Here is a 24,897-nt window from a genome sequence, read left to right as displayed (position 1 = left end):
CGGCGAGTTGCAGACTTGAAAACTTCTTCAACTCTACAACGCCGAGACTGAGCCCGACGCGGTCCGCGCGCCGGCCGCGATCTCGACCTCCTCGCGGGCGGTCACCACCCAGATCGGCGTCCGGGACGTCTCCGGGCTGATCCGGGCGTCACCTGACGCGGTGGAGTTGGCCTCGCGATCGAGGGCAAGTCCCAGGAACGTCAGGCCGTTCACCGCTCGGGCGCGCAGTTCGGCGTCGTGCTCGCCGATGCCGCCGGTGAAGACCAGCAGGTCCAGGCCGCCGAGCGACGCCGTCATGGCGGCGATGCCCTGGCGCAGGCGATGGGTGAAGACATCGAGCGCCAAGCGGGCGTTCGCGTCGCCGGTGGCCGCCGAGGTGTGCACGTCGCGGAGGTCGGCGTGGCCGGCCAGACCAAGCAGCCCGGAGTGGTGCGCCAGGCCGTCGGCGAGTTCGTCGGGGGTGAGGTGGTCGAGCAGGTGCAGCAGCAGGCCGGGGTCGAGATCGCCGCTGCGGGTGGCCATGGGCAGACCGGCCAGCGGGGTGAAGCCCATCGTCGTGTCAACGGAGCGGCCGTCCCGCACCGCGGCCAGCGAACAGCCCGCGCCGAGATGACAGGTCACCACGCGCGGGCCACTACCCGCCAGCTCGACCGCCCGGCGGGAGACGTAGGCGTGGGACAGGCCGTGGAAGCCGTAACGCCGCAGGTCCCAGCGTTCGCGCCACTCCCCCGGCAACGCGTAGGTCGACGCGGCCGCGGGCAGGGTGCGGTGGAACGCGGTGTCGAAGCACGCCACGTGCGGCACGTCGGGGAACAGCACCCGGGCCGCGTCGATGCCCGCGAGGGCCTTGGGCTGGTGCAGCGGCGCCAGATCGGTCAGGGCGGCGATCTCCCGGCGCACGTCGGGGGTGATGACGACCGGGTCGGTGAACCGGGTGCCGCCGTGCACGACGCGGTGGCCGACGGCGTCCACGGGCGGCAGGTCCAGGTCGAGGTTCGGTGTGCCGTCCCACCGTTCGACGTGGTGCTGGGCGAGGACGGTGTCGTCCTCGCCCAGCACCGACAGCTTCAGGCTCGACGAGCCCGCGTTGACGACCAGCACGTTCATCAGTACGGCCAGGTCCAGTCGCGGATCTCGGGCAGGTCCTCGCCGTGCTCGCGGATGTAGGCGTGGTGGCGGGTGCGCTGGTCCTGCATCCGCTGGCGCAGCCCGGCCGCCTTGACGCCCAGACCGGGGACGCGGTCGATCACGTCGATGACGAGCCGGTAGCGGTCCATGTCGTTGAGCACGAGCATGTCGAACGGCGTGGTGGTCGTGCCTTCTTCCTTGTAGCCGCGGACGTGGATGTTGTGGTGGTTGGTGCGGCGGTAGGTCAGGCGGTGGATCAGCCACGGATAGCCGTGGTAGGCGAACAGCACCGGCTTGTCGGGGGTGAACAGGGCGTCGAACTCGTGGTCGGGCATGCCGTGCGGGTGTTCGGTCTCGGGCTGCAACCGCATCAGGTCCACTACGTTGACCACGCGAACGCGCAACTCGGGCAGGTGCTCGCGCAGCAGCGCGGTGGCGGCCATGATCTCCAACGTCGGCGCGTCACCGGCGCAGGCCAGCACCACGTCCGGCTCGGTCGGCCCGTCGTCCGTGCCGGCCCACTCCCAGATGCCCGCGCCGCGCGCGCAGTGCAGCGCGGCTTCCTCCGGGCTGAGCCAGTCGGGGGTGAGGTTCTTGCCCGAGAGGATGACGTTGACGTAGTCGCGGCTGCGCAGGCAGTGGTCGGCCACCGAGAGCAGGGTGTTGGTGTCGGCGGGCAGGTAGACGCGGACGACCTCGGCCTTCTTGTTCATCACGTGGTCGATGAAGCCGGGGTCCTGGTGGGAGAAGCCGTTGTGGTCCTGGCGCCACACGTGCGACGACAGCAGGTAGTTCAACGACGCGACCGGACGTCGCCAGTCGATCTCGCGGTGGGTCTTGAGCCACTTGGCGTGCTGGTTGAACATCGAGTCGATGATGTGGGTGAACGCCTCGTAGCAGTTGAACAGCCCGTGCCGCCCGGTCAGCAGGTAGCCCTCCAGGAAGCCCTGGCACAGGTGCTCCGACAGCACCTCCACCACCCGGCCGTTGGTCTCCAGGTGCTCGTCGGTGGGCAGCTTCTCGGCCAGCCACTGCTTCGCGGTCACCTCGAACACGGCGTCCAACCGGTTGGACGCGGTCTCGTCCGGGCCGAACACGCGGAAGTTCTTCTCGGTCGCGTTGAGGGTCATGACGTCGCGCAGCATCCGGCCCAGCGCGCGGGTCGGCTCCGAAGTGGTGGTGCCGTGCTTGGTCACCTCGACCGAGTACGGGGTGGTGCCGGGCATGCGCAGTTCGCGCAGCAGCAGACCGCCGTTGGCGTGTGGGAGGGCACCCATGCGCATCTCACCGCGAGGCGCGAGGGCCAGCAGTTCCGGGCGCGGGCGGCCGTCGATGTCGAACAGCTCCTCCGGTCGGTAGGACCGCAGCCACGCTTCCAGCTGCCGGAGGTGGTCGGGGTTGTCGCGCACACCGCCGAGGGGGACCTGGTGCGCGCGCCACGTGCCCTCCACCGGCACACCGTCCACCTCGGCCGGACCCGTCCAGCCCTTCGGCGTGCGCAGCACGATCATCGGCCAACGCGGGCGCTCGGTGTCCCCGGCGCGGGCCGTCTCCTGGATTCGGTGGATGTCGTCGAACACCTCGTCGAAGACCTCGGCCATGCGTGGGTGCAGCACCGCCGAGTCGTCGCCTTCCACGTAGAACGGCGCGTAACCGTAGCCGCGCAGCAACGAGTCCAGCTCCTCGTGCGGGATGCGGGCCAGGATGGTCGGGTTGGCGATCTTGTAGCCGTTCAGGTGCAGGATCGGGAGCACCGCGCCGTCGTTGGCCGGGTCGAGGAACTTGTTGCCGTGCCAGCTCGCGGCCAGCGGACCGGTCTCGGCCTCACCGTCGCCGACGACGCACGCCACGATCAGGTCCGGGTTGTCGAACGCGGCGCCGAACGCGTGCGCCAGCGAGTAGCCCAGCTCGCCGCCCTCGTGGATGGACCCGGGTACCTCGGGCGCCACGTGGCTGGGCACACCGCCCGGGAAGGAGAACTGGCGGAACAGCTTGCGCATGCCCTCGCCGTCACGTTGCACGTTCGGGTGAGTGTCGGTGTAGCTGCCCTCCAACCAGGTGTTGGCCAGCAGCGCCGGACCGCCGTGCCCCGGACCGGTCACGAACAGCACGTCCTGCGAGCGCGCGTTGATCACCCGGTTGAGGTGGGCGTACAGGAAGTTCAGGCCCGGCGTGGTCCCCCAGTGCCCCAACAGCCGGGGCTTGATGTGCTCCGGGGTGAGCGGCTCGTCGAGCAGGGGGTTGTCCAGCAGGTAGATCTGACCCGCCGACAGGTAGTTGGCCGCCCGCCAGTAGGCGTCGACCAAGGACAGGTCCGGCGCGGTGTTCTCCGGCTGCTGCGACATCTCGCTCTCCTGACGGTCTCGGGGTGATGGTTCCCAGCCTGGTCCCGTCGTCGATCCGGCCACAGTTCCGGGAGTCCCGGCCGGCCGGGACCTTGGTCACTGTCGCCCCGTGCCGGGCAGGACGAGGCTTGAGGCATGAGCCACGTGCACGAGATCGTCGAGTTCCGGGTCGACCTGGCCCGCGGGGTGCCCGGCGAGGCCGGCGAGTACGCCCGCGTCAAGGTCGCCGCCATCGCCAAGTACTCCCCCGCCGACATCGGCTACGCCAAGGTGCGGCTGAGCACCGACGGGTCCCGGCTGCTGGTGGCGCACGCGTCATTGGACGTCAACGGGACGCAGGTGAACGCCGAGGCGACCGCGGCGACCTACCAGGAGGCGGTGGACCTGCTGCACGACAAGCTGCAGCACCAGCTCGTGAACCTGGGTCGCTGACCTCCCGTCGGCCAAGAGCCGGTGGTCCCGGGGAACTCCCCGGGACCACCGGCTCAGTCGTGTCGGCGGCCGTTCGATCACCTGCGACGCAGCCACTTCTCCGCTTCGACCACGGCGTAGGCGACGACGGCCACCGCCACGACCACCGCCCAGTCCCCCCACCCGATCGGCGCGGTGTGGAACAGGGTGTTCATCACCGGCAGGTAGGTGAACAGCAGTTGCAGCGCGACGGTGACAGCGATGCCGACCAGCAGCCACGGGTTGCTCTTCAGGCCGACGTGCGGTCGGAGGTGCCGTAGCGACCGGCAGTTGACCAGGTAGGCGATCTGGGCGGCGACGAAGACGTTCACCGCCACCGTGCGCGCCTGGTCCAGCGTGCCGCCGTGCAGGTGGAACGCGGCGAACGAACCGGCCAGCAGCACCGCGGAAACCAGCAGGATCCGCTGTACCAAGGCACCGGTCAGCAGCGGCAGTGTCGGCGGCAGCGGCGGGCGGTGCATGACACCCGGCTCGCGCGGCTCGAATGCCAGGGTCAAGCCGAGCGCGACGGCGGTGGTCATGTTGATCCACAGGATCTGCACCGGCAGGATCGGCAGGGCGGTGCCGAGCAGGATCGCGGTGAGGATGACCAGGCCCTCGGCCATGTTGGTGGGCAGGGTCCAGATGATGAACTTGCGCAGGTTGTCGAAGACCGCGCGCCCCTCCTCCACCGCGGCGCGGATGGACGAGAAGTTGTCGTCGGTGAGGACCATGTCGGCGGCCTGCTTGGCGACTTCGGTGCCGCCGCGGCCCATGGCGACGCCGATGTCGGCGCGTCGCAGTGCCGGGGCGTCGTTCACGCCGTCACCGGTCATCGCGACCACGTGCCCGTCGGCCTGGAATCGCTTGACCAGCCGCAGCTTCTCCTCGGGCGAGACGCGGGCGTGCACGGCGTCGTCGGGCAGGGAGAAGTGGGCCGCGATGGCACGGGCGGTGCCGAGGTGGTCGCCGGTGATCATCCGGACTTCGATGCCCGCGTCCTGGCAGGCGCGGACCGCGTCAACGGCCTCGGGCCGGGGTGGATCGTGCATGGCTTGGAGGCCGAGCGATTCGGCCCCGTGCAGTGCGCCCTCCGTCAGCGGGGTGTCCTCGGGCACGTGCGCGCGGGCGAACGCGAGCACCCGGAGTCCGCGATCGGCGAGCTGTTCGGCGGCGGTGTGGTCGGTGGAGCCGGTGAACTCGGAGATCCGCTCGACCGCGCCCTTGAGGTAGACGACGCCACCCCCGTGGCGAGTGGCCATGAAGGCGCGTTGCGAGGTGAACGGCAGCTCGTCCACGCGTTCGGGAACGTCTTCCACCGTCAACCCGGCCTTGCGGGCGGACACCACGAGTGCGGCTTCGGTGGGGTCGCCCACGGCGGTCCACCGGTCGTCTTGGAGCACGACGTGGGCGTCGTTGCACGCCAGACCGGCCAGCAGGACCTCTCGCACGGCGTCCGGCGGCGGCGAGTGCTCTCCCAGCGGCGAGTAGCCGATGCCGTCGACCTCCCACCGCTCGCCGTCGACGGCGACGGCCTCGCGCACGGTCATGGCGTTGGCGGTGAGGGTGCCGGTCTTGTCGGTGCAGATGACCGTGGTGCTGCCGAGGGTCTCCACGGCGGGAAGGCGGCGGATGACGGCGTTGCGCCGCGCCATGCGGGCGACGCCGATGGCCAGCGTCACCGTCACCGCGGCGGGCAGCCCTTCCGGGATCGCGCCGACCGCGAGGGCGACGGCGGCGGTCACCATCTCGGCGAACGGCTCGCCGCGCAGCATCCCGATGACGACGGTGACCACGGCCAGCCCGAGGATGACGGCGGTCAGCAGCTTGCTGAACCGGGCGAGTTTGCGGGTCAGCGGTGTCTGCACGGTCGTGGTGCTGCCGACCAGCCGGTGCACGTGCCCGATCTCGGTGTCCGCGCCGGTGGCGACCACCACCCCGCGCCCGCCTCCGGTGGTGACGAGCGTGCCGGAGAAAGCCATGTTCGTGCGGTCGGCCAACGCGGTGTCGTGCGGCACCGGCAGCGGGTCCTTGTGCGCGGGCTGCGACTCGCCGGTCAGCGCCGACTCGTCCACCCGCAGCTCGCGCGTGCGAGCCAGCCGCAGGTCGGCGGGCACCTGGTCGCCTTCCTCCAGCACCACCAGGTCGCCGGGCACCACGTCGTCGGACGTGATCCGAGAGGCGGTCCCGTCGCGGATCACGGTGGCCTCGGTGCGGACCATCGCCTCCAGGGCGTCGAGCGCCTGTTCGGCCCGCACCTCCTGCAGGTAGCCGACGATCGCGTTGACCAGCACCACGCCCAGCACTACCGAGGCGTCCACGGTCTCACCCAGCGCCGCGGTCAGCGCCGCCGCGCCGAGCAGAACGTAGATCAGCGGGTTGTGGAACTGGGCGAGCATCCGCCGCAGTCGGCCGGGACCGCGCCGCTCGGGCAGCCTGTTCGGTCCTAGAGAGGCCAACCGCTCGCCGGCCGCGGTGCCGGACAGGCCGGTCTCGGCGTCGGTCTCGGCGATCAGCACGACCTCGTGCACCGGCAGGCCGTGCGGCGCGGCCTCGTGCTCAGCCGTGGTCGACGGCACGACGGGTCTCCGGGAAGCTCACGTCGGCCACGCCGGGCACGGCGCCGGCAGGCACCGCGGCCACGAGGCGGTCGCGTTCGTCGTCCAACTCGTCCACGATCGCCACCCGGCCGTCCACCACCGACACCGTCCAGCGGTGCGGGTTGGCGTGGTGGCCCAGGCTGCGAGCGCCGTGCTCCGGCATCTGCCGGGCCGGCTCAGCGATGTCCGTGCCGGGCGACGCGCCGGTGACCGGCTCGCTCGTCACGTCGGCGACGGTCCGACGCGGCACGGCACGCGCCCGTGACGGCTGTCCGTGCACGAGCGGGCGCGGGTCCGGAGGCAGCCGGTCACGCAACGCGTCGGCCTCGGTGACCACGCCGACCAGTGCCCCGGAACCGTCGGCCACCGGCAACGCGGTGAAATCCCTCGCCGCCGGCAGCGCCGCCGCGTCACGTGCGGACGTCTCGGGCGACACGGTCACCACGTCACGTGTCGTCAGGTCGCGGCCCCTCATCGCCCGGCCTCCTGCCCCGCGACGACCGCGTCCCCGTCGTGCTGCTCGTCGGCCGGTGGGAGGACGACCACGGGCACGGTCGCGTGCCGGACGCAGTGCGCGCTGGTGCTGCCCAGCAGCGCCCGCCGCAGCCGGCTGCCGCTGTGCGAGGCCACCACCAGCATCGACGCGCCGCGCGTCAGTCCTTCCAGCGCCTCGGCGGCCGGTCCCCGCACGCAGTGCCTGATGACCTGCGGGAGTTCGAGCCTGCCCACGGCCGCCGCACGCAGCGCGTCCTCGACCAGGGCCTCCGACCGGGCCCGCGCGTCCTGCTCGGAGGTCATCGCCCAGTCGGCCAGCGGCTCGTAGGCGTAGGCGTTGACCACGTGCAGCGGGAGCTTGCGCTGCGTCGCCTCGTCCACGGCCCAGCGCAGTGCGCGTTCGCTTGCGGGGGTGCCGTCGATGCCGACGACGATCGGACCTGTGCTCATGACTCCACCTCGCTCATCTCGATGTTCGTCGTGGACGGCGGGATCACGAAGGCCGCCTGGGGTCGCGGAGCCTGCGCAGGAAAGGGTCGACCGGTGCCGCGGGCGCGACGCGAACCCTGGCGTCGACCGCCAGCACGCGCTCACCGGTCAGGACCAGCGGGTTGAGGTCGAGTTCGGCGATCTCAGGCACGAGCTCGGCCAGTCGGCCGACCCGCAGCAGCACGTCCCGCACGGCCGTTTCGTCGTGCTCTCGGAAGACCGCCCGCGCGGCGCGGAAGCCGTGCAGCAGGTCGTCCACGTCCGCCTCCGACAGCGGCGCGAGCGCGGCGGCGCGGTCGTCGACCAGGTCGGTGTCCACGCCGCCCAGTCCAGTCACCAGGAGCGGGCCGAACTGCGAGTCCGTGACGACCCCGACGAGGAGTTCGCGGCCGCGGTCTGCCATCGGCTGCACGAACACGCCGTGCAACTGCTCGCCGAACCGCTCGCGCAGCGACTCGAACGCATGGGTCACCGTGGACTCGCCGGCCAGGTCGAGCAGCACGCCGCCGCCCTTGCTCTTGTGCAGCAGCCCGCGCGCCACGGCCTTGAGGACGACGGGTCCGCCGAAGGACCGCTGTGCGGCCACCGCGGATCGGGCGTCTTGCACCAGCACACCGCCGAGGACGGGCAGCCCGAACGCGCCCAGCAGCCGCACCGCCTGATCGGGGTCGAGCCACCCGCCTCCGGGTTCGGCGGTGAAGTGCTCGGCGACGACCGCGCGGGCGGGCGGCAGGTCGATCCCGGGCAACTCGGCCGGCTGCGGCGCCGGGCGGCGCAACCACGCCGAGCGTTCGGCCAGCGAGGCGAGCACGGCGGCGGCACGGGCGGGCTCGGTGTAGCGGGCGATGGCGTCGTCGCGCAGCGACACCGACGCGTCCTGGTCGGTGCTCACCGCGAGCACCGGCTTGGCCGTGGGGTGGATGCCGCCGGCCGGGTCGCCCAGTGCTGTGGGGACGGTGACCGCGATGACCGCGTCCACCGCCGGGTCGGCCACGACCGCGGTCGTGTCGACCGGGTTGTGCGGGCTCGCCGTGCTCGGCAGCAGCGCCTTCAGCGCCTCGACCGTGCCCGCGCCGAGTTCGGCGGTGGTGAGCCCGTGGTGCGCGCAGGCGTCCGCGGCCAGCACACCCAGCCCACCTGCGTTGCCGAGCACAGCCACCGAACGTCCGGCGGGCAGAGGGGTGGCGTGCAGCGCGGCCAGGACGTCGACCATCTCGCCGACGCCGTCCACCGCGATCACTCCCGCCTGTCGGAACAACGCGTCGCGCGTCACCGCCGGGGTGGCGGTCGAGGCGGTGTGCGACGCGGCGGCGCGCCGGCCGGCCTCGCTGCTCGCCGCCCGGATCGCCAGCACCGGCTTGCGGCGCGCCACCCGGCGGGCCAGCCGGGAGAACTTGCGCGGGTTGCCGAACGACTCCAGGTACAGCGCCACCGCCCGGGTCCGCTCGTCGCGTTCCCACCACAGCAGCAGGTCGTTGCCGGACACGTCGTACTTGTCGCCGGTCGAGACCAGCTGCGAGGTGCCCAGCCCCAGCCGCCGCAACTGCTCGGCCGCCGCGATCGCCACACCACCCGACTGGGTGACCAGGCCGATCCCGCCCGGCTCGGTCCGGTCACGGGTGAAGGTGGCGTCCAACCGGACGTCCGGGTCGGTGTTCGACACACCGACGCAGTTCGGGCCGACCATCCGCATCCCGTACCGGCGCACGACCTCCAGCAGGCGTTCGGGGTCGACGCCGGAGGTGATGACGACCAGCGCCTTCACCCCCCGTCGCCCGCAGTCCTCGGCGACCTGCGGCACCACTGCGGCGGGCACGCACACCACCGCCAGGTCAGGGGCCTCGGGCAGGTCGGCCACCGACCGGTGGCAGGCAACGCCCAGCACCTGGTGGGCGTGCGGGTTCACCGCGTGCAGCGCGCCGGTGTAGCCGCCCTCGACCAGGTTGGCCAGCACCGCGTTGCCCACGGAGGACGACTTGCGGCTCGCACCGACCACCACGACCGAGTCGGGCTCGAGCACCGACCGCAGGCTGGCCACGTCGGCGGCCTGCTCCCGGTCGGCGACGGCCTCCAGGTACCGCTCACCGGGGTCGAGGCCGAGGTCGACGCGCACCTCGCCGTTGTCCGCCGTGGACGTCCACACCAGACCGAGGTCGGCGAACACGCGCAGCATCTTCGAGTTCACCGTGAGCACGTCGGCGCGGAACCGCCGCACACCCCGCCGCCTGGCCGACGAGACCAGGTGCTCCAGCAGCAGCGTGCCGACACCGCGGGACTGCCGGTCGTGCGCGACCACCAGCGCCACCTCGGCGGTGTCGTCGTCGAGCGGGACGTAGCTCGCGGCGCCGACCAGCACGTCGGAGGCGAACGCGCCGATCACGACGTGCAACGGATCTTCGGGTGAGGTCAGTCGAGCGACGAACTCGTCCGGGTGTTGCGGCGCGGCGCTGAAGAACCGCAGGTAGCGGTCGTCCACCGGCAGGTCGCGGTGCAGCGCGAGCAGGGCGTCCGCGTCGGCCGGACCCAGCTCCCGCAGCGCAACCACGGACCCGTCCGCCAGCAGTGCGCGGTCGCCGTGCACCGAGGCAGTCACAGCAGCGGTCCCGGGGTGACGGCCGGCTTCGGCTCGACGTGCTCGGGCTCGGGCTCGCGCACGACGACCACCGGGCACGTCGCGTGGTGCACGCAGTGGGAGCTGACCGAGCCCAGCAACACCTCGCGAATCGGTCCCGCTCCCCGGCTGCCCACCACCAGCAGCGCCGCGTGCTCGGACGCCTTCGTCAGCACCTCGCGGGCGTCGCCCTCGGCGAGCACGGCCCGGACCTCCGGACCGACCTCGGCCACCACGTCGTCCAGCACGCGCCGGTAGCTCTCGCGCACCTCGTCGCGGTCGATCCCGGCGGCGACCGTGGCCGACACGGGGCCGATCACCATGCCGTAGTCCACGTGCCAGGCCAGGACGGCCTCCACCGCGCAACCGCGCAGCTTCGCCTCCTCGACCGCCCACCGCAACGCGGTCCGGCTGACCGGCGAGCCGTCCACGCCCACCACGATCGTCTCGTCCATGACTCCTCCTCGGGTGTTCGGCTCAAGCCTCCCGGCATCTGTTCGACGAGGTCAGTGGCTGCGGTCCCGTCGGCGGCGGGACCTTCGGCCCTGAAGGCGGCGCCGGCCGCGCGCGGGTGCGCATCGACCCCGAGGTCGGTGACCCAGGACCCTGCCGGTCCCACCGGCACGGAGCGAACGCTCGAGGTGAGAGCAGAGGAGGAAGCCATGATCCTGGTTGGTGGACGGCTCGCCGGCGAGCCGCGAGGCCCTGCGCTGGGCGCCGGCGCCAGCGGTGAAGACCGGTGACGCCGTCGAGGCGACGACGGCGTGGCTGCGCGAGACGGAATTCGTGGCAGCCACGTCATGGGCGGGCACCCCACGCCGACAACCCCGGCCACCGACACCCCGCCCGCGAACTTCACACGATCGTGGAGGAGGTCCGCGCCACCGTGCCGGGTGCGCCCCCGGTGACCGAGGTGACCATCACCGGTGACGCGGGCACCGCGCCGGCCCAAGCGTCCAGGCAGGCGGACCTGCTCGTGGGGGCACGCACGGTCAGCGCAGGCTCGCCGATCCGGTCCCGGGCAGCGTGGCGGCGGACTGCCTGCGCCATGCGACGTGCCCGATCGTGGTCGTGCCGGCCGACCGCACCTGAGTCCCGCCACGGCCGCGGTCACGGAGGAGAGGAACGGCGAACGGGCGACCGGTCCGGTGATCGGTCCCCCGCTCGTCGACCCGCGGGCCTACTGCTCCGCGGTGGCCGGCCGGACCACGGCGAGGGGGCAGGGGGCGTGGTGGACCAGCGCCTGGCTGGTGGAGCCGAGCAGCATGCCGGTGAAGCCGCCTTGGCCGTGGCTGCCCACCACGAGCAGCCGGGCGTCCTTCGCGGCGTTGAGCAGTGCGCGGACCGGGCGGTCGTGGACGACGACGCGCTCCACATGGACGTCGGGGTACTTCTCCTGCCAGCCCGCGAGGCGCTCGGACAGCAGACGCAGCTGCTCCTGCTCGACCTGGGACCAGTCGACGGTGAACCGGGAGTGGTAGGCGCTGTCGACCAGGAAGTCGGTCCAGGCGATGAGCGCGGTGAGGGGCACGCCGAGCAGGGACGCCTCGGCGAACGCGAACGCGACCGCCTCCTCGCTCGCCGCCGAGCCGTCCACGCCGACCACGACCGGGCCGTCGTGGCCAAGCTCTTCCCGGACGACGACCACGGGGCTCGTGCCGTGCGCGGAGACCGCGACGGCGACCGAACCGACCAGCAGACCGGAGAAGCCACCCAGGCCCTGCGAACCGAGCACCACCTGGAACGCGTCGCGGGACGCGGCGATCAGGGCCGCGGCGGGGCGGTCGACGACCAGGGACGTCGTGATCCCGACGTCCGGTGCGACCGCGCGGGCGGCGCCAGCGGCATCCTCGAGCCACTGGCGGCCCTGCTGTTCGAACGCCTGCCGCACCTCGTGGCCGGTCAGCACGATCTCGGGGTAGCCGCGGGTGGGCGGCAGGTAGGCGTGCACGAGCTTGAGCGGCACGCGGTGCCGTGCGGCTTCCTCGGCGGCCCACTTGGTGGCCGTCAACGCCGACGTCGAGCCGTCCACTCCGACCACGATGGGGGCACTCATCACAGATTCCTCTTCCCGATTCGATGTCGACGGACGCGCCGCCACGGGCGGTGGGGCCGCACGGGGCCCTGTCCTCTGAAGTCCGACGCTAGGCAGCCGACGTGCCGAGGGCAGTGGTCATTGGGCCTCATCGGGCAAGGTCTTAAGTCCGCGTCGCCGTTCTCACCGGCTCCCAACGTCCGGGTGGGCGTGGACATCGAGTCGTCCAGCCCCGCTCACTCGGGACCTTCGACCGTGTGGCGGAGCCTTCTCCGAACGGACAGTGGAGACAGTGATCCCGAGCAGGTGATGTGGTTTGGAGCAGGCCATGAGAGGTGTGACCGAGGTGCTGGGGCTGGACCGGGACGAGGTGGCCGAGGTCCTGGCGACGGCGACGCTCGCCCCGTCCGTGCACAACACCCAGCCGTGGCGGTTCCGGCTCGAACCCGACCGCATCGAGTTGCACGCCGATCCAGCCCGACGTCTTCCCGCCACCGATCCGGAGGACCGCGAGCTGCGGCTGGCCTGCGGCGCCGCGCTGTTCAACCTCCGCCTGGCACTGCGCGAGCGCGGCATCCGGCCGCTGGTCACGTTGCTGCCCGGAGCGGAAGCGCCCGGCGCGCTGGCCACGATCCGTCGCGGCGGCCGGCGTGACCTCGACGAGGACACCCGGCAGTTGCTCGAAGCGGTGCCGGTCCGCAGGTCCAACCGCAAGCCCTTCCGCGACGTGCCGATTCCCGTCGCGCACCGGTACGCACTGGTCCGGGCGGCCGAGCGCGAGCGGTCTTGGCTGCACGTGGTGACCGACCGCGCGGAACGCGCCCGGTTGCAGGGCCTGGTGTCGAAAGCGCACCGCATCCAGATCGAGGATCCGCTGGTCCGCGCCGAGCTGGCCGACTGGACCGGTCCACGAGGCGCGGACGGCATCCCGCCCGCCTCGGCCGGGATCCGCCCCGCACCGCAGGACGAGTGGGCGCTGCGCGATTTCGAAGCCGCCGAGCGCACACCGGGCAAGGACTACGAGTCCGACCCGCTGGTCGTCGTGCTCTGCTCGTTCTCCGACGGGCCGCCGGCCGAGCTCCAGGCGGGGCAGGCGCTGCAACGCGTGCTGCTGACGGCAACGACCCTCGGCCTGTCCGCGTCGTTCATGTCGCAGGCGATCGAGGTGCGATCCGTGCGCGAACAGCTGCGCCGGACACTGGGTGGAACCATCGCGCCGCAGACGGTGCTGCGCATCGGGTTCGGCTCGACGGTACCGCCGAGCCCGCGGCGCGCGGTCGAGGACCTGCTGCTGGAACCGATCACCAAGCCATGACCGTGACCTCCGTCCCTTGCCGCTGACCGACCACGCCGACCACGCCGACCGGCTGTTGCGCGGCATCCGCCACACCTCGGTGCCGGCCCGCATGCATCCGCACGAGGCCATCGTCCGCCACGCCGACACCGACCTGCTCGTCCTCGGCGACCGCGGCCCGCTGACCCGCACCGCCCTGCACCACGCCCGCTGCCCCGTCCTCGTAGCGCACCGCTCCCCCGCAGGAGTGAGCCGCCACGACCTCCACCACTCGCCGGCCACCGCTGTCCCACCAGCCCGCGCCACGCGTTGACCCCACCCACGCCGTGCGCGACACCGACAGCGCCTCCCGTCGGAGGTGTGGCGGCGGCGACACGCCGGCAGCATGGTGGCGACGCATCCTGGACGAGCAGCGGTCGACGTCGGGGATCCGACCGGATCCGCAGGACGTCGCACCTCCGATGGCAGGGTCTTTGGACCCTGTGCCGGGGCGGCCGTGTCGGTGAGGGTTGACGGAAACGGAAGAAGGAGTGGATCCGGTGGCGCGCGTGTTCCTGGTGGACGACCACGAGGTGGTCCGGGTCGGGGTCCGGGAGCTGTTGAACAGCGACGACAGCTTGCAGGTGGTGGGCGAGGCGGGGTCGGTGGCCGAGGCGCTGGCCCGGGTGCCCGACAGCGGAGCCGACGTCGCGGTGCTGGACGTGCGGCTGCCCGACGGCAACGGCATCGAGCTGTGCCGCGAGCTGCGCTCCCGCATGCCCGACCTCAAGTGCCTGATGCTCACCTCGTTCACCGACGACGAAGCCCTGTTCGACGCCATCATGGCCGGCGCGTCCGGGTTCGTCCTCAAGCGCATCCTCGGCAACGACCTGCAGAACGCCGTCCGCAAGGTCGCCGCCGGCGAGTCCCTGCTCGACGCCCGCTCCACCGCCGCCCTGCTCAACCGCATCCGCCGCGAACGCGAGCAGGGCGACCCGGTGCGCACCCTCACCGAGCAGGAGCGCACCGTGTTCGACCACATCGGCGAGGGCCTCACCAACCGGCAGATCGCCGAGAAGATGTTCCTGGCCGAGAAGACCGTCAAGAACTACGTCTCGCACCTGCTGGCCAAGCTCGGCCTCGAACGCCGCACCCAGGCCGCCGTCCTCGCCACCCGCCTGCGCAAGCCGAGCGCCCCGTCCGACGAGGAGTAGGTCAGGCCAGCGGGACCTGCCACGTCACGCGCGTGCCACCCTCGGTCCCCGGATCGACCGCACACGTGCCGCCGAGTTCCACGGCGCGCTGCTCCACGTTGCGCAGCCCACTGCGCGCGACCTGGGCAGGCATGCCGACGCCGTTGTCCACCACCGTGATCGCCAGCGAGTCACCGGCCTCCACGGTGACGATCAACTCGGTGGCTCGGGCGTGCCGCACGGCGTTGCTGACCAGCTCCCGCACGACCGCCTCGGCGTGCTCGCCGATGTAGTCCGGCACCGAGTTGTCGACCGTGCCCGACATCCGCACGGTCGGTGTGACCGACACGTCCCCGGTGAGCTCGGAGATCAGGTCGAGAAGCCGTCGCCGCAGGCCAGGCACGTCGTCGCTGCCCTGCAGGTCGAAGATCGAGGTCCGGATCTCCAACACCGTCTCGTCGAGCTGCACGACCGCCTTCTGCACCCGCTCACGCACCCGCGGCTCCCGGATCGACCCCAACGCGCCCTGCAAGCTCATGCCGGTGGCGAACAACCGCTGGATCACGTGGTCGTGCAGGTCACGCGCGATCCGATCGCGATCCTCCAGCACGTCGACCTGCCGTCGAGCGCGCTGGTTCTCGGCGAACTCCAGCGCCACCGCCGCCTGATCGGCGAACGCCGCCAACACCGGCACCTGATCGACACCGAACCGGGCACCGCCCTTGTCCCGCGCGACCAGCAGCACACCGATCACCACCGAACCCGACCGCAACGGCACCGCGACACCGGGACCGACATCGACCGACACGTCACCCAGTCGGCCTCCCAGGTCCTCGACCAGCATCGGCGCGCCCGACTCCAGCACCTCCTGCACGAACGACTCAGACCCGCCGAGCACTCCACCGACCAGACCCTCGACGTGCGCTCCCGCACCTGCCGCCATCCGCAGACGCCGCTCCCCCGCCCCCTCGGCCAGCACGATCAGCGACATCGACGCCCCGGACAGCTCCCTGGTCCGCTGTGCGATCAACCCCAGCGCGTCGTCGGAGGAGACACCGCCCAACAGCTCCGAGTTGATCTCCGCGGTGGCCTCCAGCCAGCGTTCACGCATGCGTGAACGCTCGAACAACCGGGCGTTCTCCACCGCCACACCCGCCGCCGAGGCCAACGCGGTCAGCACCACCTCGTCATCGGCGGTGAAGTCGGCGGCGTCGATCTTCTCGGTCATGTAGAGGTTGCCGAACACCTCGTCGCGCACCCGCACCGGAACACCGAGGAAGCTGTGCATCGGCGGGTGGTTCGCCGGAAAGCCCACCGACGCCGGGTGCTCGGCCAGGTCGTGCAGCCGGATGGCCCGCGGGTCCTTGATCAGCAGCCCGAGCAACCCCTTGCCCTGCGGCAGGTGTCCCATGTGCGAGCGCGTCTCCGGGTCGATGCCGACGTAGACGAACTGCGACAGGTCGGCCTTCCCGCCCAACACGCCCAACGCGCCGTAGCGCGCACCGACCAACTGCACCGCCGCCTGCACGATCCGCTGCAACGTCGAGTCCAACTCCAACCCGGCGCCCACCGCGAGCACCGCGTCCAGCAGACCCCGCATCTTGTCCCTGGTCGACCCGATCTCGGTCAACCGCTCCCGCACCTCGTCCAACAACTCGTCCAGACGCAGGCCGCCGAGCAGGCGGTGGGGCAATTCCTCATCCGGTTTCCGCACGTTGACCAGCGTTGCACGGGCGGCAGGCATCGCCAACCCAGGGCATCGGGACCGAGCGGACGAGCCGGGTGCGGGCGGGAAGGTGCGGGGCATGACGGGGCCGAGACCGTCGGCGCAGACTGCGGTCGCGCTCTCCGGCGGATCGGTGTAGCGCCCGACGACGCACATCCTCTTGGGACGAACTCCGGGTCGCTGCTCGTGGTCCAGGAACGGTCCGACACCACCTCCTCCCTTCGGCGAGCAGGATGCGGCGGACCCGGATGACACCGATCTCGGCGGCGATGACCCTGGTCGACCCGCCTTCCCAGCCGGCGGCCACGATTCGCGCCCGCCGGATCCAGTCACCGGGGGCGTGTCGGGCACCAGCCAGTTTCCGGACCGCCCGCTCCTCAGCGGCGTCGATCGTCATCGCGTGCCGGCACCATCATCGAGGAACGCGGCGCTAGCCGGCTCCGATTCGTTCCGGCCTGGTCAGTGGGTGCAGTTTCACACCACCCCTGTCCACCCCACGATCATGGATCCCCACCACCGACCCGATGACGTTCCCCGAACGCTCCAGCCCGGAGAACAACGCGCGCAACAACATCGCTTGGCACAACGTGGTGACGGCCTCGCCCGCGACGGCGGGCGGGAGCATCCACAGCATCTTCCACGTGGGCAACGCGCTGAACCGCGTGGACCGCGTGACCTCCGTGGGGCTGGAGTTCACCCGCACAGGCGTTCGCGCTCGGCGGTGCCGGTGTGCTGCCGGGCTCCGGCCTCAGGTCCGTTCGGCGGCCAGGCGGTCCGCTCGGACCACGTCCGCGGCGCTCGGCGCGTTGTCCGGATCGGTGAGCCACTGGAGGGCGACACCGACGAGCAGTGAGTAGTAGTGGCCGCCCACCGCGCGCACGTCTGCCGGGTCGGCGGACGGCGGGAGGCCGCCGAACGACCGGGCCAACGCGGTGCGCGCGAGTTCCTGGCCGTGGGCGTTGATGGAACGGATCTGGGCGTCGTGCTGGACGTAGCTGACGCTCTCGAAGTTGACGAACCAGAGGTCCTGGTGGTCGCGGATCGAGTCGATGATCCGGCGCCAGCGCTCCTCGTGGCCGATCGGCTCGTCCGGGTTGCCGAGCGCGGAGAACAGCAGCTCTCCCCATTCGGCGTTGAGCTCGGTCAGCGCCCTCGTGAGCAGCTGGTCCTTCGAGCCGAAGTGGTAGTTGATCGACGCCTGGTTCGCCCCCGACGCGGCGACCAGGTCTCGCACGGTCGTGCGTGCGTAGCCCGTCGCGAGGAGGCACTGCCGCGCTGCGGCGATCAGGTTGTCCCGGTGTCCCACGTCGACTACCGTAGCATGTGAACGTTCGTTTTAAATAAGCGTTCATAACTGGGGAGGGTCTCGATGTCAGTTCGCGCACGACAGCTCCGATGCAGGTTCGAGGGGGAAGGGGGACCGGTCGACGCACTGCGGGGCGTCGACCTGGACGTGCCCCGCGGTGCGTTCGTGGCGATCATGGGCCCGTCCGGGTCGGGCAAGACGACGCTGCTGCACTGCGCCGCCGGGCTGCGCACGCCGACCTCCGGCACGGCCGAGCTCGACGGCGTGAACCTGGCCGAGCTCGGCGAAGCCGCGCTGGCCGAAGTCCGCCGGCGCCGGATCGGGTTCGTGTTCCAGGCGTTCAACCTGCTCCCGGCGCTCACCGCGGCACAGAACGTCGAGCTGCCGCTGCGCCTGGACAGGCGCAGTCCCGACCCCCGGCGCACAGCGGAGCTGCTCGCCCGCGTCGGGCTGGCCGGGCGCGGCGACCACCGGCCCGGTCAGCTCTCCGGCGGCCAGCAACAACGGGTCGCCGTCGCTCGGGCGCTGGTCACCGACCCCGAGGTGGTGTTCGCCGACGAGCCGACCGGCGCGCTGGACATCGGCAGCGCCCGCGAGGTGCTGTCCCTGCTGCGCCACCTCGCCGACCGCGGCCAGACGATCATCATGGTCACCCACGACCCGGTGGCGGCGTCCTACTCGGACAGCGTCCTCTTCCTCGCCGACGGCCTGGTCGTCGACCGCCTGGCGCGCCCGAACGCCGCGACCGTGGCCAACCGGATGGCCGCGCTCGTCGAATCGGCCGAGCGGGCCGCGAACGCGGTGGGGGTGCGTTGACGTGCTGAAGCTCGCTCTGCGCCTGGTCAGCCACCACCGGACCACCGCGGTCGCCACCGGTCTCATCGCGCTGGTCGGCATGGCGCTGGTCGTCGCGATGACCACGATCCTCGCCACCGGCCTCGCCGACCGGACCGCCGCCGCGGACCGGGCCTTCCTCACGCAGTTCCCGCTGATCATGGGCGGCTGGGTGGTCGCGATCGTGGTGTTCGCCATGGTCTCCACGATCAGCGTCACCCTCGACGGACGCGCCGAGGAGATCAGCGGCCTCCGGCTCATCGGGGCCGGGCCCCGGCAGGTGCGGGTCCTGGTCTCGGCGGAGACGCTCGCGATCTCCGCCGCGGCCGCGCCACCGGGCCTCGGCCTGGGCTACCTCCTCGGCTGGCTGCTCTTCCAGGGCGTGCGTGGCACCGGGCTGACCGAGGCGGGCACGGTCTACTCCCCCGGGATCGTGCTGCCCGTGGTCGGTGTGGTGGTGGTGCTCGGCGCGGGCGTGCCGGCGGCCTGGATCGGCAGCCGCAAGGCCGCGGAGCGCAGCCCGGTCGAGACAGGTGCGCCGTCACGGCCCGGGTCGTCGCGGGTCGCCCGGCGGCGGATGGTCGCGGCGGTCCTGCTCGTCGCGGGCGTCGGGTCCGCATCGGCCGTGCCGGCGCTGCCCGCGGACAGCATCGCGACCACCGCGACGACCGGCCCGGCCACGGTGCTGACCGCGATCGGGCTGGCGGTCCTCGCCCCGGACCTGGTGGTCCTGGCGAACCGGCTCCTGCGGGTGTGCACGCTGCGCGACCGGGGCGCCGAGTCCCACCTGGCGACGCTCAACCTGGCCGCGGCGCCCGAGCGGATGCGTCCGGCGGTCACCTTCCTGACCCTGCTCGTCGGGGTCTCGGCCGGGACCCTCGCGATGCAGGGGATCGAGGACCGGCACGTGGCCGCGGACAGCACCGCGCGGGTCCTGGCGTCGGTGAACTACCTCGTGGTCGTCCTCATCGGACTGTTCATGGCCATCGCGCTCACCAACAACCTCGTCGCCGCCATCGGCCGCCGCCGAGGCGAGTTCGCCGTGCTCGCGCTGATCGGCTCGACCGGGAAGCAGACCCGCGGCGTGCTGCTGCGGGAGACCGCGGCTGCCACCGCCACCGCGGTCGTGGTGGCGACAATCGGAGCGGTCGTGTGCGTCGTGCCGTTCGCCGTGGTGAAGACGGGCAGCCCGGCGGCGGCGTTCGCGGTCGGCCCGCTGTTGCTCAGCGCGGTGCTCGGTGCGGTCGTCGCCCTGCTCGTCACGGCGCTCGCGGGCTGGCGTGCGGTCCGTGCGGTGGCGGTCCCGGCGTGAGCCGGTCCGGGCAGGTGGGTGGACGGTTCGCCGAGGCGCACCTCGACGGACGAGCCGGGCCGCAGGTCGTGGCCTGCTGACGCTTGCCACCACGGCATCTGCCGTCGCGGCTCGGCCGTCCGGAGGAGGAGCGGGAAGCGCTCCTCCCCCGACGTCGTCAGGCGACGTTGTCCGGTGAACGGTCGTGCTCGGCGCGCTGGCGACCACTGCCACGGCGTGGTCGCGGCGGGAGGCTCGTCGCTGCCGGCTCGCACCGTTGCCGTTGGTGATCAACTCGTCCACGAGGGGCCGCACGGTCTGCAGGTCGCCCGTCGAGGTTCAGCGCGGGTCCGACGTGGCGCAGCAGGCGGTGCAGCAGGTCGACGGGCCGGAACGCCCCGGGTGGTGTGCGCAGCGCGTCATCGCTGACGCGTGGTGCTCCGACACCGTCCTGAATCGTCGCCCTGAGCGGACGACGTCAGTGCGCCCGCCGCAGGGCCGCAAGCGCCCGGGGCGGCCGGGGCGTCAGCGGGACAGGGTCGCGGTGACCGGGATCCAGCGGACGCCCTTCCAGCTGCCGTCGGCGGTGGTGCTGCGGCCCACCACGACGCCGTGGTTGTTGATCGCGACCGGCGTGCTGTAGGCGCCGCCCAACGAGTCGAGGTAGGTGACTTGCCCGTCGCGCCAGATGAACACGCGGCTCGACGAGTAGTCCGGCGACGAGACGTGCCCGACGATGTCGCCGCGCTCGTTGATCGCGGTCGCCACGGAGTTGCCGGGCAGGCCGAGGTCGACCTGCTTGCCACCGGCCTGCCACAGCACGGCGCGGGACATGCCGCCCTCCAGCACCCAGCCGACTGCGTCGCCGCGCTCGTTGAGGGACTGCTCGCCGTGGGCGAGCCGGCCGCTCTCCGACAGGACGGTCAGCTCCTCACCGTCCCAGCGCAGCGCCACCATGCCCCGGTTGGCGACGATCACACCGGCCTCGTTGATCGCCTCCGGGTCGTACGTGCCGTAGCCCGGACCGGGTGCCAGCTTCGTGCACACGCCGTCGGTGCAGCGGAGCGCGGCGAACTCCTGGAAGGAGGCGTAGGCGTAGCTCGTGGCGACGACACCGGCGTTGTTGATCGCGTACGCCGACACGTGATCACCGGCCACCGGCAGCTCCGCGTGCCGCTCCCCGTCCCACACGGTGGCGTGTTGCCCGCCCCGGGCCGACGTGGCGTACGACATCGGCACGCTGCCGTCGTCGTTGATCACCTGCGCCAGCGCCCACGCGGCTCCAGGCGGCGAGATGGCCTGCCGCTGACCCGCGGACCAGACCCACGGCTTCTGCGTGTCCGGCGCGCCGTCGGAGGTCAACCCGAGCACCTGGCCGCCCTGGTTGATCGCGCCGGCCAGGCCGGGGCCGAGGTCGGTCGCACCGCCGCGCGGCGACCACAGGACCGCGCGCGTCGGCGCGTCGCCCTGGGCGCTGCCGACGACCTGGCCGAGGTCGTTGACCCCGGTGGGGTAGTAGCCGGGGTCACCGGGCAGGCCCGCGACACCCGGCAGTTCGGCGATGACGTGCGTGGTGGACGCGACCGCCGCAGGGGTGGTGATCAGTGGCAGGGCTGTCGCGAGCGCCAACACGGCCAGCGACGCGCGTAAGTCGGGCATGATCGCTCCGTTGCGAATATGTCCTGAAGTGATACTGGATCGATCAACGATAACCCCCGCCCGTCCGCGACGGTGTCGGCCGGACAGCGCAACGGTCTGCGGAACCCCTGCTCCGCCCGGAGGTTCGCGGATCGCCGAGGCCTGCCGCGACGCTCGGCCGGGCGACGGCGCGGGACCGTCGGATCGATGCCGGCCGGGCGGCCCCGATAATCGGCGATTCGACTGCCACCCCACAGACGGAAGCACACTCGGAGGAGACGGGAAACCGCGTCCGCGCATGGCGGCGACCGAGGCGCGGTCTCCGGGTTAGCCGGTAGTGACGATTCAGCGTCCCTGAACCACGCGAATGTCATCAGATGAGATTCGACATCAATTCGGCGCGAAGACGGACTTCCCGAAGTGGACGCGCGGGTGCGTGCGCTCCCCGGTGAAGCAGCGCCGCCGACGGCGGAGGCACCGCCTCGCTCATCGCGAGGCGGTGCCTCCGCGAAGGTCAGCCGAAGTCGATGTCACTGCACAGGAAGTACTTCTGGTCCATGTGCGACGCCTTCCAGATCGTGACGAGGACGTGTCGTCCGCTGTAGCCGGAGGTGGACACGTCGGTCTTGTACTCGAACTGCGAGCCGTACCGGCCGGTCTGCTCGACGAGGTCCAGGTCGCCCCAGCCGATCACGGAGCTCGTGGGGTCGAAGCCCTGCTTGGTGATGTAGATCTTCAGGTAGTCCGCTCCGTGCCGCGCCACGTCCTGAACGGTCACGGGGAAGCTGCTGCCGACCCTGGTGGTCTTCCAGGGCCCGGGGTTGTCCATCGGCGCGTAGCGCCCGCCCTCCGATCGTCCGGCGCTGCAGATCTGGCCGTCGGGGACGGCGCTCGCGATGTCCTCGCCCAGGTTGTTGGCGTACAGGGCGTTCCAGTTCCACATGGCGTCGGGGCTCTGGTGCCAGGCCAGGTAGCACATGAAGTCCTGCTCCTGCATGCCCGGCGCGTCAGGGCCGTTCCAGCGGGTGGCGCAGCCGTAGTTGCGGGTGGGCGGGTCGACGACGGTGCCGTGGGCCGAGGCGCGGGTCGGCTGGAAGGCCAGCACCGAGGCGATGAGGGACAGCAGCAGTGCGAGGTGCAGGGTGGTGCGGCGCCGGGCTGTGGGTGCTGCGGTGTGCATGCGGTGTCCTCCGTGTGTGAGGTGGTGCCGACGGCAGGGGTGCCGGCGGACGTTCGTCCGGAACGTCCGCGAGGATGGCGATCGGTGTTCGGGCGGTGGCGTCGTCGGGCGTCGACGACGCCACCGCTTCCGCACGAGCGGGACCAGCCGGCCGCCACCGAGCGGTCCCGCTCACCCCCGCGCGGTCGGGCTGCGCGGAGGCGTCTCGGGGGTGGTGCCGGGTGCGGCGTCGAGCGGCTTGTCGACGCCGCGCCCGACAGGCGGTTCGCGGTGACACGGGCAGGCTGCGACCGGTGTGGTGGTCGTCCGGCGGGTGCGTCGGCGGCGGCGAACGCGACGGCCGGTGTCCCCGGCCAGAGCAGGTCTGACCGGTTCTTCACCCGGCAGGTCGTCGGGCACGCGCCGGTTCGCCGGTCGAGCCGAGAGCCTCAGTCAGTCGGTGGTGGGAGCGGCGCCGGCGACGGCGCCCTTCGGGCCGATTTCGGAGTACCGGTCGGCCTGCGCGCGGCGGGCCGGGCCGGTGCTGCCCGGCACGGGTGCGATGGCCTGCGGGCGGGCGGCAGCGGGCGACGGGGTGTCGACGGCGTCGACCTCACCTGCTCCCCTGTCGTCTCGACCGCCGGTGTGCGGTTCGCGGATCGCGTGTTCCACCTCGTTGTGGTCGTCTCCGATGTCGAGCGGGTGCCCGGCCCGCCGCTGCCGGTCCGCGGACATGAGCACCAGGCACGCGGTGATCAGGACGAGGTTCTTGACGACGAACTCGCCCTCGGTGGTGAGCAGCAGGGGGTTGCCCGCCTGGAACGCCGCCTGCGGCTGGACCACCAGCACCAGGAAGGTCCCCAGCAGGTGGACCAGGGCGACCGCCGCGACCCAGCGCAGTCGGCGGCCGAGCCACAGCGTCGCGCCCAGCACGATCTCCGCAGATCCCAGCGAGGCCAGCAGCAGGTTCCGGTCCAGCCAGGGCACGGTGCGGGCGACCAGGTCGGCGACCGGTGTCACGTCGGCGACCTTGAGGGCGCCGAACCACACGAACACCAGGCCGAGCGAGCCGCGCAGCAGCGCCACCGCGCGGGCGGTCACGGTGCACCGCAGGTGGTGGTGTCGACGGGGTCGACGCGCCACTGACCGTCGTGCAGGCGCAGCAGGTGCTCGCCGGTGCGTTCGCCGTGCCGCCAGGCGACCCGGGCGAGGTCCGGCCCGTCGGCGACGACGCCGAGCACCTCGTACGGGAGTCCGGGTTCGCAGTGCGCGAGCCGGTCGGCGAACGCCTCCCGCGGATCGTGCCGCTGCGCGTCGGCGGTCCACATGTCCCACGCCGTGGTCGGGTCGCCGCCCGAGAGCAGGCCGAGGTAGGTGGTGGCGACCCCGCGCAACCGCGCGGCGTCCTCCGCCGTCATCGGGTGGTGCCGGTGGTGCGGGTGGTCGGGTTCACCGGACGCGCACCCGGCGGAGACCACGACGGTGAGGGCAAGGCAGACAAGGGTTCTCATGGGGATCCTCCCGGGAAGGCCGGGCAACGGCCCCGCGTCGTTGCGGGGCCGCCGCCCTGCCTGGGTCAGTTGCCCAGGCGCTTGGTGCCGTACTGGGAGATCCAGTTGTTGCCGCCGACGTTCATGTCCGCCAGGACCTCGACGGAGTCACGCGTGGCTTCCAGGCTCATCGCGCCCTGGTTGGAGCCTGCCAGCTCGTAGGTCCACGTCTGCCCGACCGGGACGGTGCGGTCGGCCAGCGGCACGTCGTGGAACCCGAACCGGATGATGTAGTGCGACTCGCCGTTGCCGCGCGGGACCTCGACGTAGTCCTGCTGGGGGTGCCCGTACTGGACCGACGCCCGGTAGTGGTGGTCCACCGAGCCCGAGGGGGCGCGGAACTTCAGCACCAGGCAGTCGGTGTGCACGGGCGCGCCGCCGGTGTTGGTGAAGATCAGCTTGCGGCTGCCGTAGAACGTGCCGCCTTCGAGCTGCACCTTGACCGACAGGCCGACGTTGCTCTTGAAGCCGGTGTTCAAGGGCTCGTCCAGGACCGGGTTGCGACCGGGCGCGGCGTAGTCCGTGCCGCGCCGGCACCGCTCCAGCGGCGAGCCGTCCACCGAGGACGGACCATCCGGGTACTGCTGGCCGTGGGCCGCCGGCCCCGCGCTCACGGGGGACGTGACCGCCACGACGTTCGCGCTCGCGGGCAGCGAGGACACGACGAACGCTGCGGACAGCGCGAGACCGGCGACCCCGGTGGCGGACCAGGCCGTCTTGGCTGTTTTCTTCATGGGTGTGCCTCCGTCAGGATCGGAAGGAAGCACCGGGGGA

23 protein-coding genes are annotated in these 24,897 nt (G+C 72.0%); 7 read left to right on the top strand and 16 right to left on the bottom strand.

Features of this window, described 5'->3' with window-relative positions:
- Nucleotides 1-33: 33 nt before the first annotated feature.
- Complete coding sequence (locus tag EDD40_RS01490) at nt 34-1,107, bottom strand: acetate/propionate family kinase (protein ID WP_123741291.1); 1,074 nt, start codon at nt 1,105-1,107, stop codon at nt 34-36.
- Nucleotides 1,107-3,473: a phosphoketolase family protein gene (locus EDD40_RS01485; protein ID WP_123741290.1), complete on the bottom strand. Its 2,367-nt coding sequence runs from the start codon at nt 3,471-3,473 to the stop codon at nt 1,107-1,109. The genes EDD40_RS01490 and EDD40_RS01485 overlap by 1 nt, the downstream gene beginning before the upstream one ends.
- Before the next feature lie 135 nt (nt 3,474-3,608).
- On the opposite strand from EDD40_RS01485, the gene EDD40_RS01480 reads away from it, so the two are divergent.
- Nucleotides 3,609-3,905, top strand: a complete 297-nt coding sequence (locus EDD40_RS01480; protein ID WP_123741289.1) for an HPF/RaiA family ribosome-associated protein — start codon at nt 3,609-3,611, stop codon at nt 3,903-3,905.
- Between the two features lie 77 nt (nt 3,906-3,982).
- Here the strand turns inward: EDD40_RS01480 and EDD40_RS01475 are convergent, their stop codons facing one another.
- The 6 genes from EDD40_RS01475 to EDD40_RS43025 all read right to left on the bottom strand — a co-directional run bounded on the left by EDD40_RS01475 (nt 3,983) and on the right by EDD40_RS43025 (nt 11,168).
- Complete coding sequence (locus EDD40_RS01475) at nt 3,983-6,502, bottom strand: HAD-IC family P-type ATPase (protein WP_211348047.1); 2,520 nt, start codon at nt 6,500-6,502, stop codon at nt 3,983-3,985.
- The gene (locus EDD40_RS01470; protein ID WP_123741288.1) at nt 6,483-6,998 is read right to left on the bottom strand and encodes a CBS domain-containing protein; all 516 of its coding nucleotides are present in this window, start codon (nt 6,996-6,998) and stop codon (nt 6,483-6,485) included. Before EDD40_RS01470 ends, EDD40_RS01475 begins: the two co-directional genes overlap by 20 nt.
- The gene (locus tag EDD40_RS01465; protein ID WP_123741287.1) at nt 6,995-7,468 is read right to left on the bottom strand and encodes a universal stress protein; all 474 of its coding nucleotides are present in this window, start codon (nt 7,466-7,468) and stop codon (nt 6,995-6,997) included. Before EDD40_RS01465 ends, EDD40_RS01470 begins: the two co-directional genes overlap by 4 nt.
- A gap of 43 nt (nt 7,469-7,511) precedes the next feature.
- Nucleotides 7,512-10,100 (bottom strand): bifunctional acetate--CoA ligase family protein/GNAT family N-acetyltransferase, encoded by a 2,589-nt coding sequence (locus EDD40_RS01460; RefSeq protein ID WP_123741286.1) that lies wholly within the window; start codon nt 10,098-10,100, stop codon nt 7,512-7,514.
- Entirely contained in the window at nt 10,097-10,573 is a 477-nt protein-coding gene (locus EDD40_RS01455; protein ID WP_123741285.1) for a universal stress protein, read from the bottom strand. The genes EDD40_RS01460 and EDD40_RS01455 overlap by 4 nt, the downstream gene beginning before the upstream one ends.
- Nucleotides 10,574-10,973: 400 nt before the next feature.
- A complete protein-coding gene (locus EDD40_RS43025; protein ID WP_246037324.1) occupies nt 10,974-11,168 on the bottom strand; it encodes a hypothetical protein in 195 nt (64 codons plus the stop codon).
- On the opposite strand from EDD40_RS43025, the gene EDD40_RS44700 reads away from it, so the two are divergent.
- On the top strand, nt 11,145-11,210 hold the full coding sequence (locus EDD40_RS44700) for a hypothetical protein (protein WP_425471328.1): 66 nt from the start codon (nt 11,145-11,147) through the stop codon (nt 11,208-11,210). The genes EDD40_RS43025 and EDD40_RS44700 overlap by 24 nt on opposite strands.
- Nucleotides 11,211-11,298: 88 nt before the next feature.
- Here EDD40_RS44700 and EDD40_RS01445 read toward each other — a convergent pair whose 3' ends face one another.
- On the bottom strand, nt 11,299-12,174 hold the full coding sequence (locus EDD40_RS01445; protein WP_123741284.1) for a universal stress protein: 876 nt from the start codon (nt 12,172-12,174) through the stop codon (nt 11,299-11,301).
- 307 nt (nt 12,175-12,481) lie between these two features.
- On the opposite strand from EDD40_RS01445, the gene EDD40_RS01440 reads away from it, so the two are divergent.
- The 3 genes from EDD40_RS01440 to EDD40_RS01430 all read left to right on the top strand — a co-directional run bounded on the left by EDD40_RS01440 (nt 12,482) and on the right by EDD40_RS01430 (nt 14,640).
- Nucleotides 12,482-13,468 (top strand): Acg family FMN-binding oxidoreductase, encoded by a 987-nt coding sequence (locus tag EDD40_RS01440; protein ID WP_123747665.1) that lies wholly within the window; start codon nt 12,482-12,484, stop codon nt 13,466-13,468.
- Nucleotides 13,469-13,484: 16 nt separating this feature from the next.
- Nucleotides 13,485-13,760 carry an adenine nucleotide alpha hydrolase family protein gene (locus EDD40_RS40910; RefSeq protein WP_148088654.1) on the top strand — a complete coding sequence of 92 codons (276 nt, stop codon included), beginning with the start codon at nt 13,485-13,487 and terminating at the stop codon, nt 13,758-13,760.
- A 226-nt stretch (nt 13,761-13,986) separates the two neighbouring features.
- On the top strand, nt 13,987-14,640 hold the full coding sequence (locus EDD40_RS01430) for a response regulator (RefSeq protein WP_170184905.1): 654 nt from the start codon (nt 13,987-13,989) through the stop codon (nt 14,638-14,640).
- A 1-nt stretch (nt 14,641) separates the two neighbouring features.
- On the opposite strand, the gene EDD40_RS01425 is transcribed toward EDD40_RS01430, so the two are convergent.
- Both EDD40_RS01425 and EDD40_RS01410 read right to left on the bottom strand, forming a co-directional pair.
- Nucleotides 14,642-16,363 carry a sensor histidine kinase gene (locus tag EDD40_RS01425; protein WP_123741281.1) on the bottom strand — a complete coding sequence of 574 codons (1,722 nt, stop codon included), beginning with the start codon at nt 16,361-16,363 and terminating at the stop codon, nt 14,642-14,644.
- Between the two features lie 730 nt (nt 16,364-17,093).
- Nucleotides 17,094-17,651, bottom strand: coding sequence for a TetR/AcrR family transcriptional regulator (locus EDD40_RS01410; RefSeq protein WP_123741279.1), 558 nt, complete (start codon nt 17,649-17,651; stop codon nt 17,094-17,096).
- A 63-nt stretch (nt 17,652-17,714) separates the two neighbouring features.
- Between EDD40_RS01410 and EDD40_RS01405 the strand changes: the two genes are divergently transcribed.
- Together EDD40_RS01405 and EDD40_RS01400 are read left to right on the top strand one after the other, a co-directional pair.
- Complete coding sequence (locus tag EDD40_RS01405) at nt 17,715-18,467, top strand: ABC transporter ATP-binding protein (protein WP_123741278.1); 753 nt, start codon at nt 17,715-17,717, stop codon at nt 18,465-18,467.
- A gap of 1 nt (nt 18,468) precedes the next feature.
- The gene (locus EDD40_RS01400) at nt 18,469-19,797 is read left to right on the top strand and encodes an FtsX-like permease family protein (protein WP_123741277.1); all 1,329 of its coding nucleotides are present in this window, start codon (nt 18,469-18,471) and stop codon (nt 19,795-19,797) included.
- A 504-nt stretch (nt 19,798-20,301) separates the two neighbouring features.
- On the opposite strand, the gene EDD40_RS01395 is transcribed toward EDD40_RS01400, so the two are convergent.
- The 5 genes from EDD40_RS01395 to EDD40_RS01375 all read right to left on the bottom strand — a co-directional run bounded on the left by EDD40_RS01395 (nt 20,302) and on the right by EDD40_RS01375 (nt 24,857).
- A complete protein-coding gene (locus EDD40_RS01395) occupies nt 20,302-21,435 on the bottom strand; it encodes a hypothetical protein (RefSeq protein WP_123741276.1) in 1,134 nt (377 codons plus the stop codon).
- 493 nt (nt 21,436-21,928) lie between these two features.
- Nucleotides 21,929-22,594, bottom strand: coding sequence for a lytic polysaccharide monooxygenase (locus tag EDD40_RS01390; RefSeq protein WP_123741275.1), 666 nt, complete (start codon nt 22,592-22,594; stop codon nt 21,929-21,931).
- 432 nt (nt 22,595-23,026) lie between these two features.
- Nucleotides 23,027-23,674, bottom strand: coding sequence for a DoxX family membrane protein (locus tag EDD40_RS41310; RefSeq protein ID WP_170184904.1), 648 nt, complete (start codon nt 23,672-23,674; stop codon nt 23,027-23,029).
- Nucleotides 23,671-24,084 (bottom strand): hypothetical protein, encoded by a 414-nt coding sequence (locus EDD40_RS01380; RefSeq protein ID WP_148088653.1) that lies wholly within the window; start codon nt 24,082-24,084, stop codon nt 23,671-23,673. The genes EDD40_RS41310 and EDD40_RS01380 overlap by 4 nt, the downstream gene beginning before the upstream one ends.
- A gap of 65 nt (nt 24,085-24,149) precedes the next feature.
- Complete coding sequence (locus tag EDD40_RS01375; protein ID WP_123741273.1) at nt 24,150-24,857, bottom strand: hypothetical protein; 708 nt, start codon at nt 24,855-24,857, stop codon at nt 24,150-24,152.
- Nucleotides 24,858-24,897: the final 40 nt, after the last annotated feature.

Source organism: Saccharothrix texasensis (genome assembly GCF_003752005.1).
GTDB lineage: Bacteria > Actinomycetota > Actinomycetes > Mycobacteriales > Pseudonocardiaceae > Actinosynnema > Actinosynnema texasense.
The sequence above is the reverse complement of the archived record's forward strand: the minus strand, read 5'-3'. Positions and strand labels throughout refer to the sequence as shown.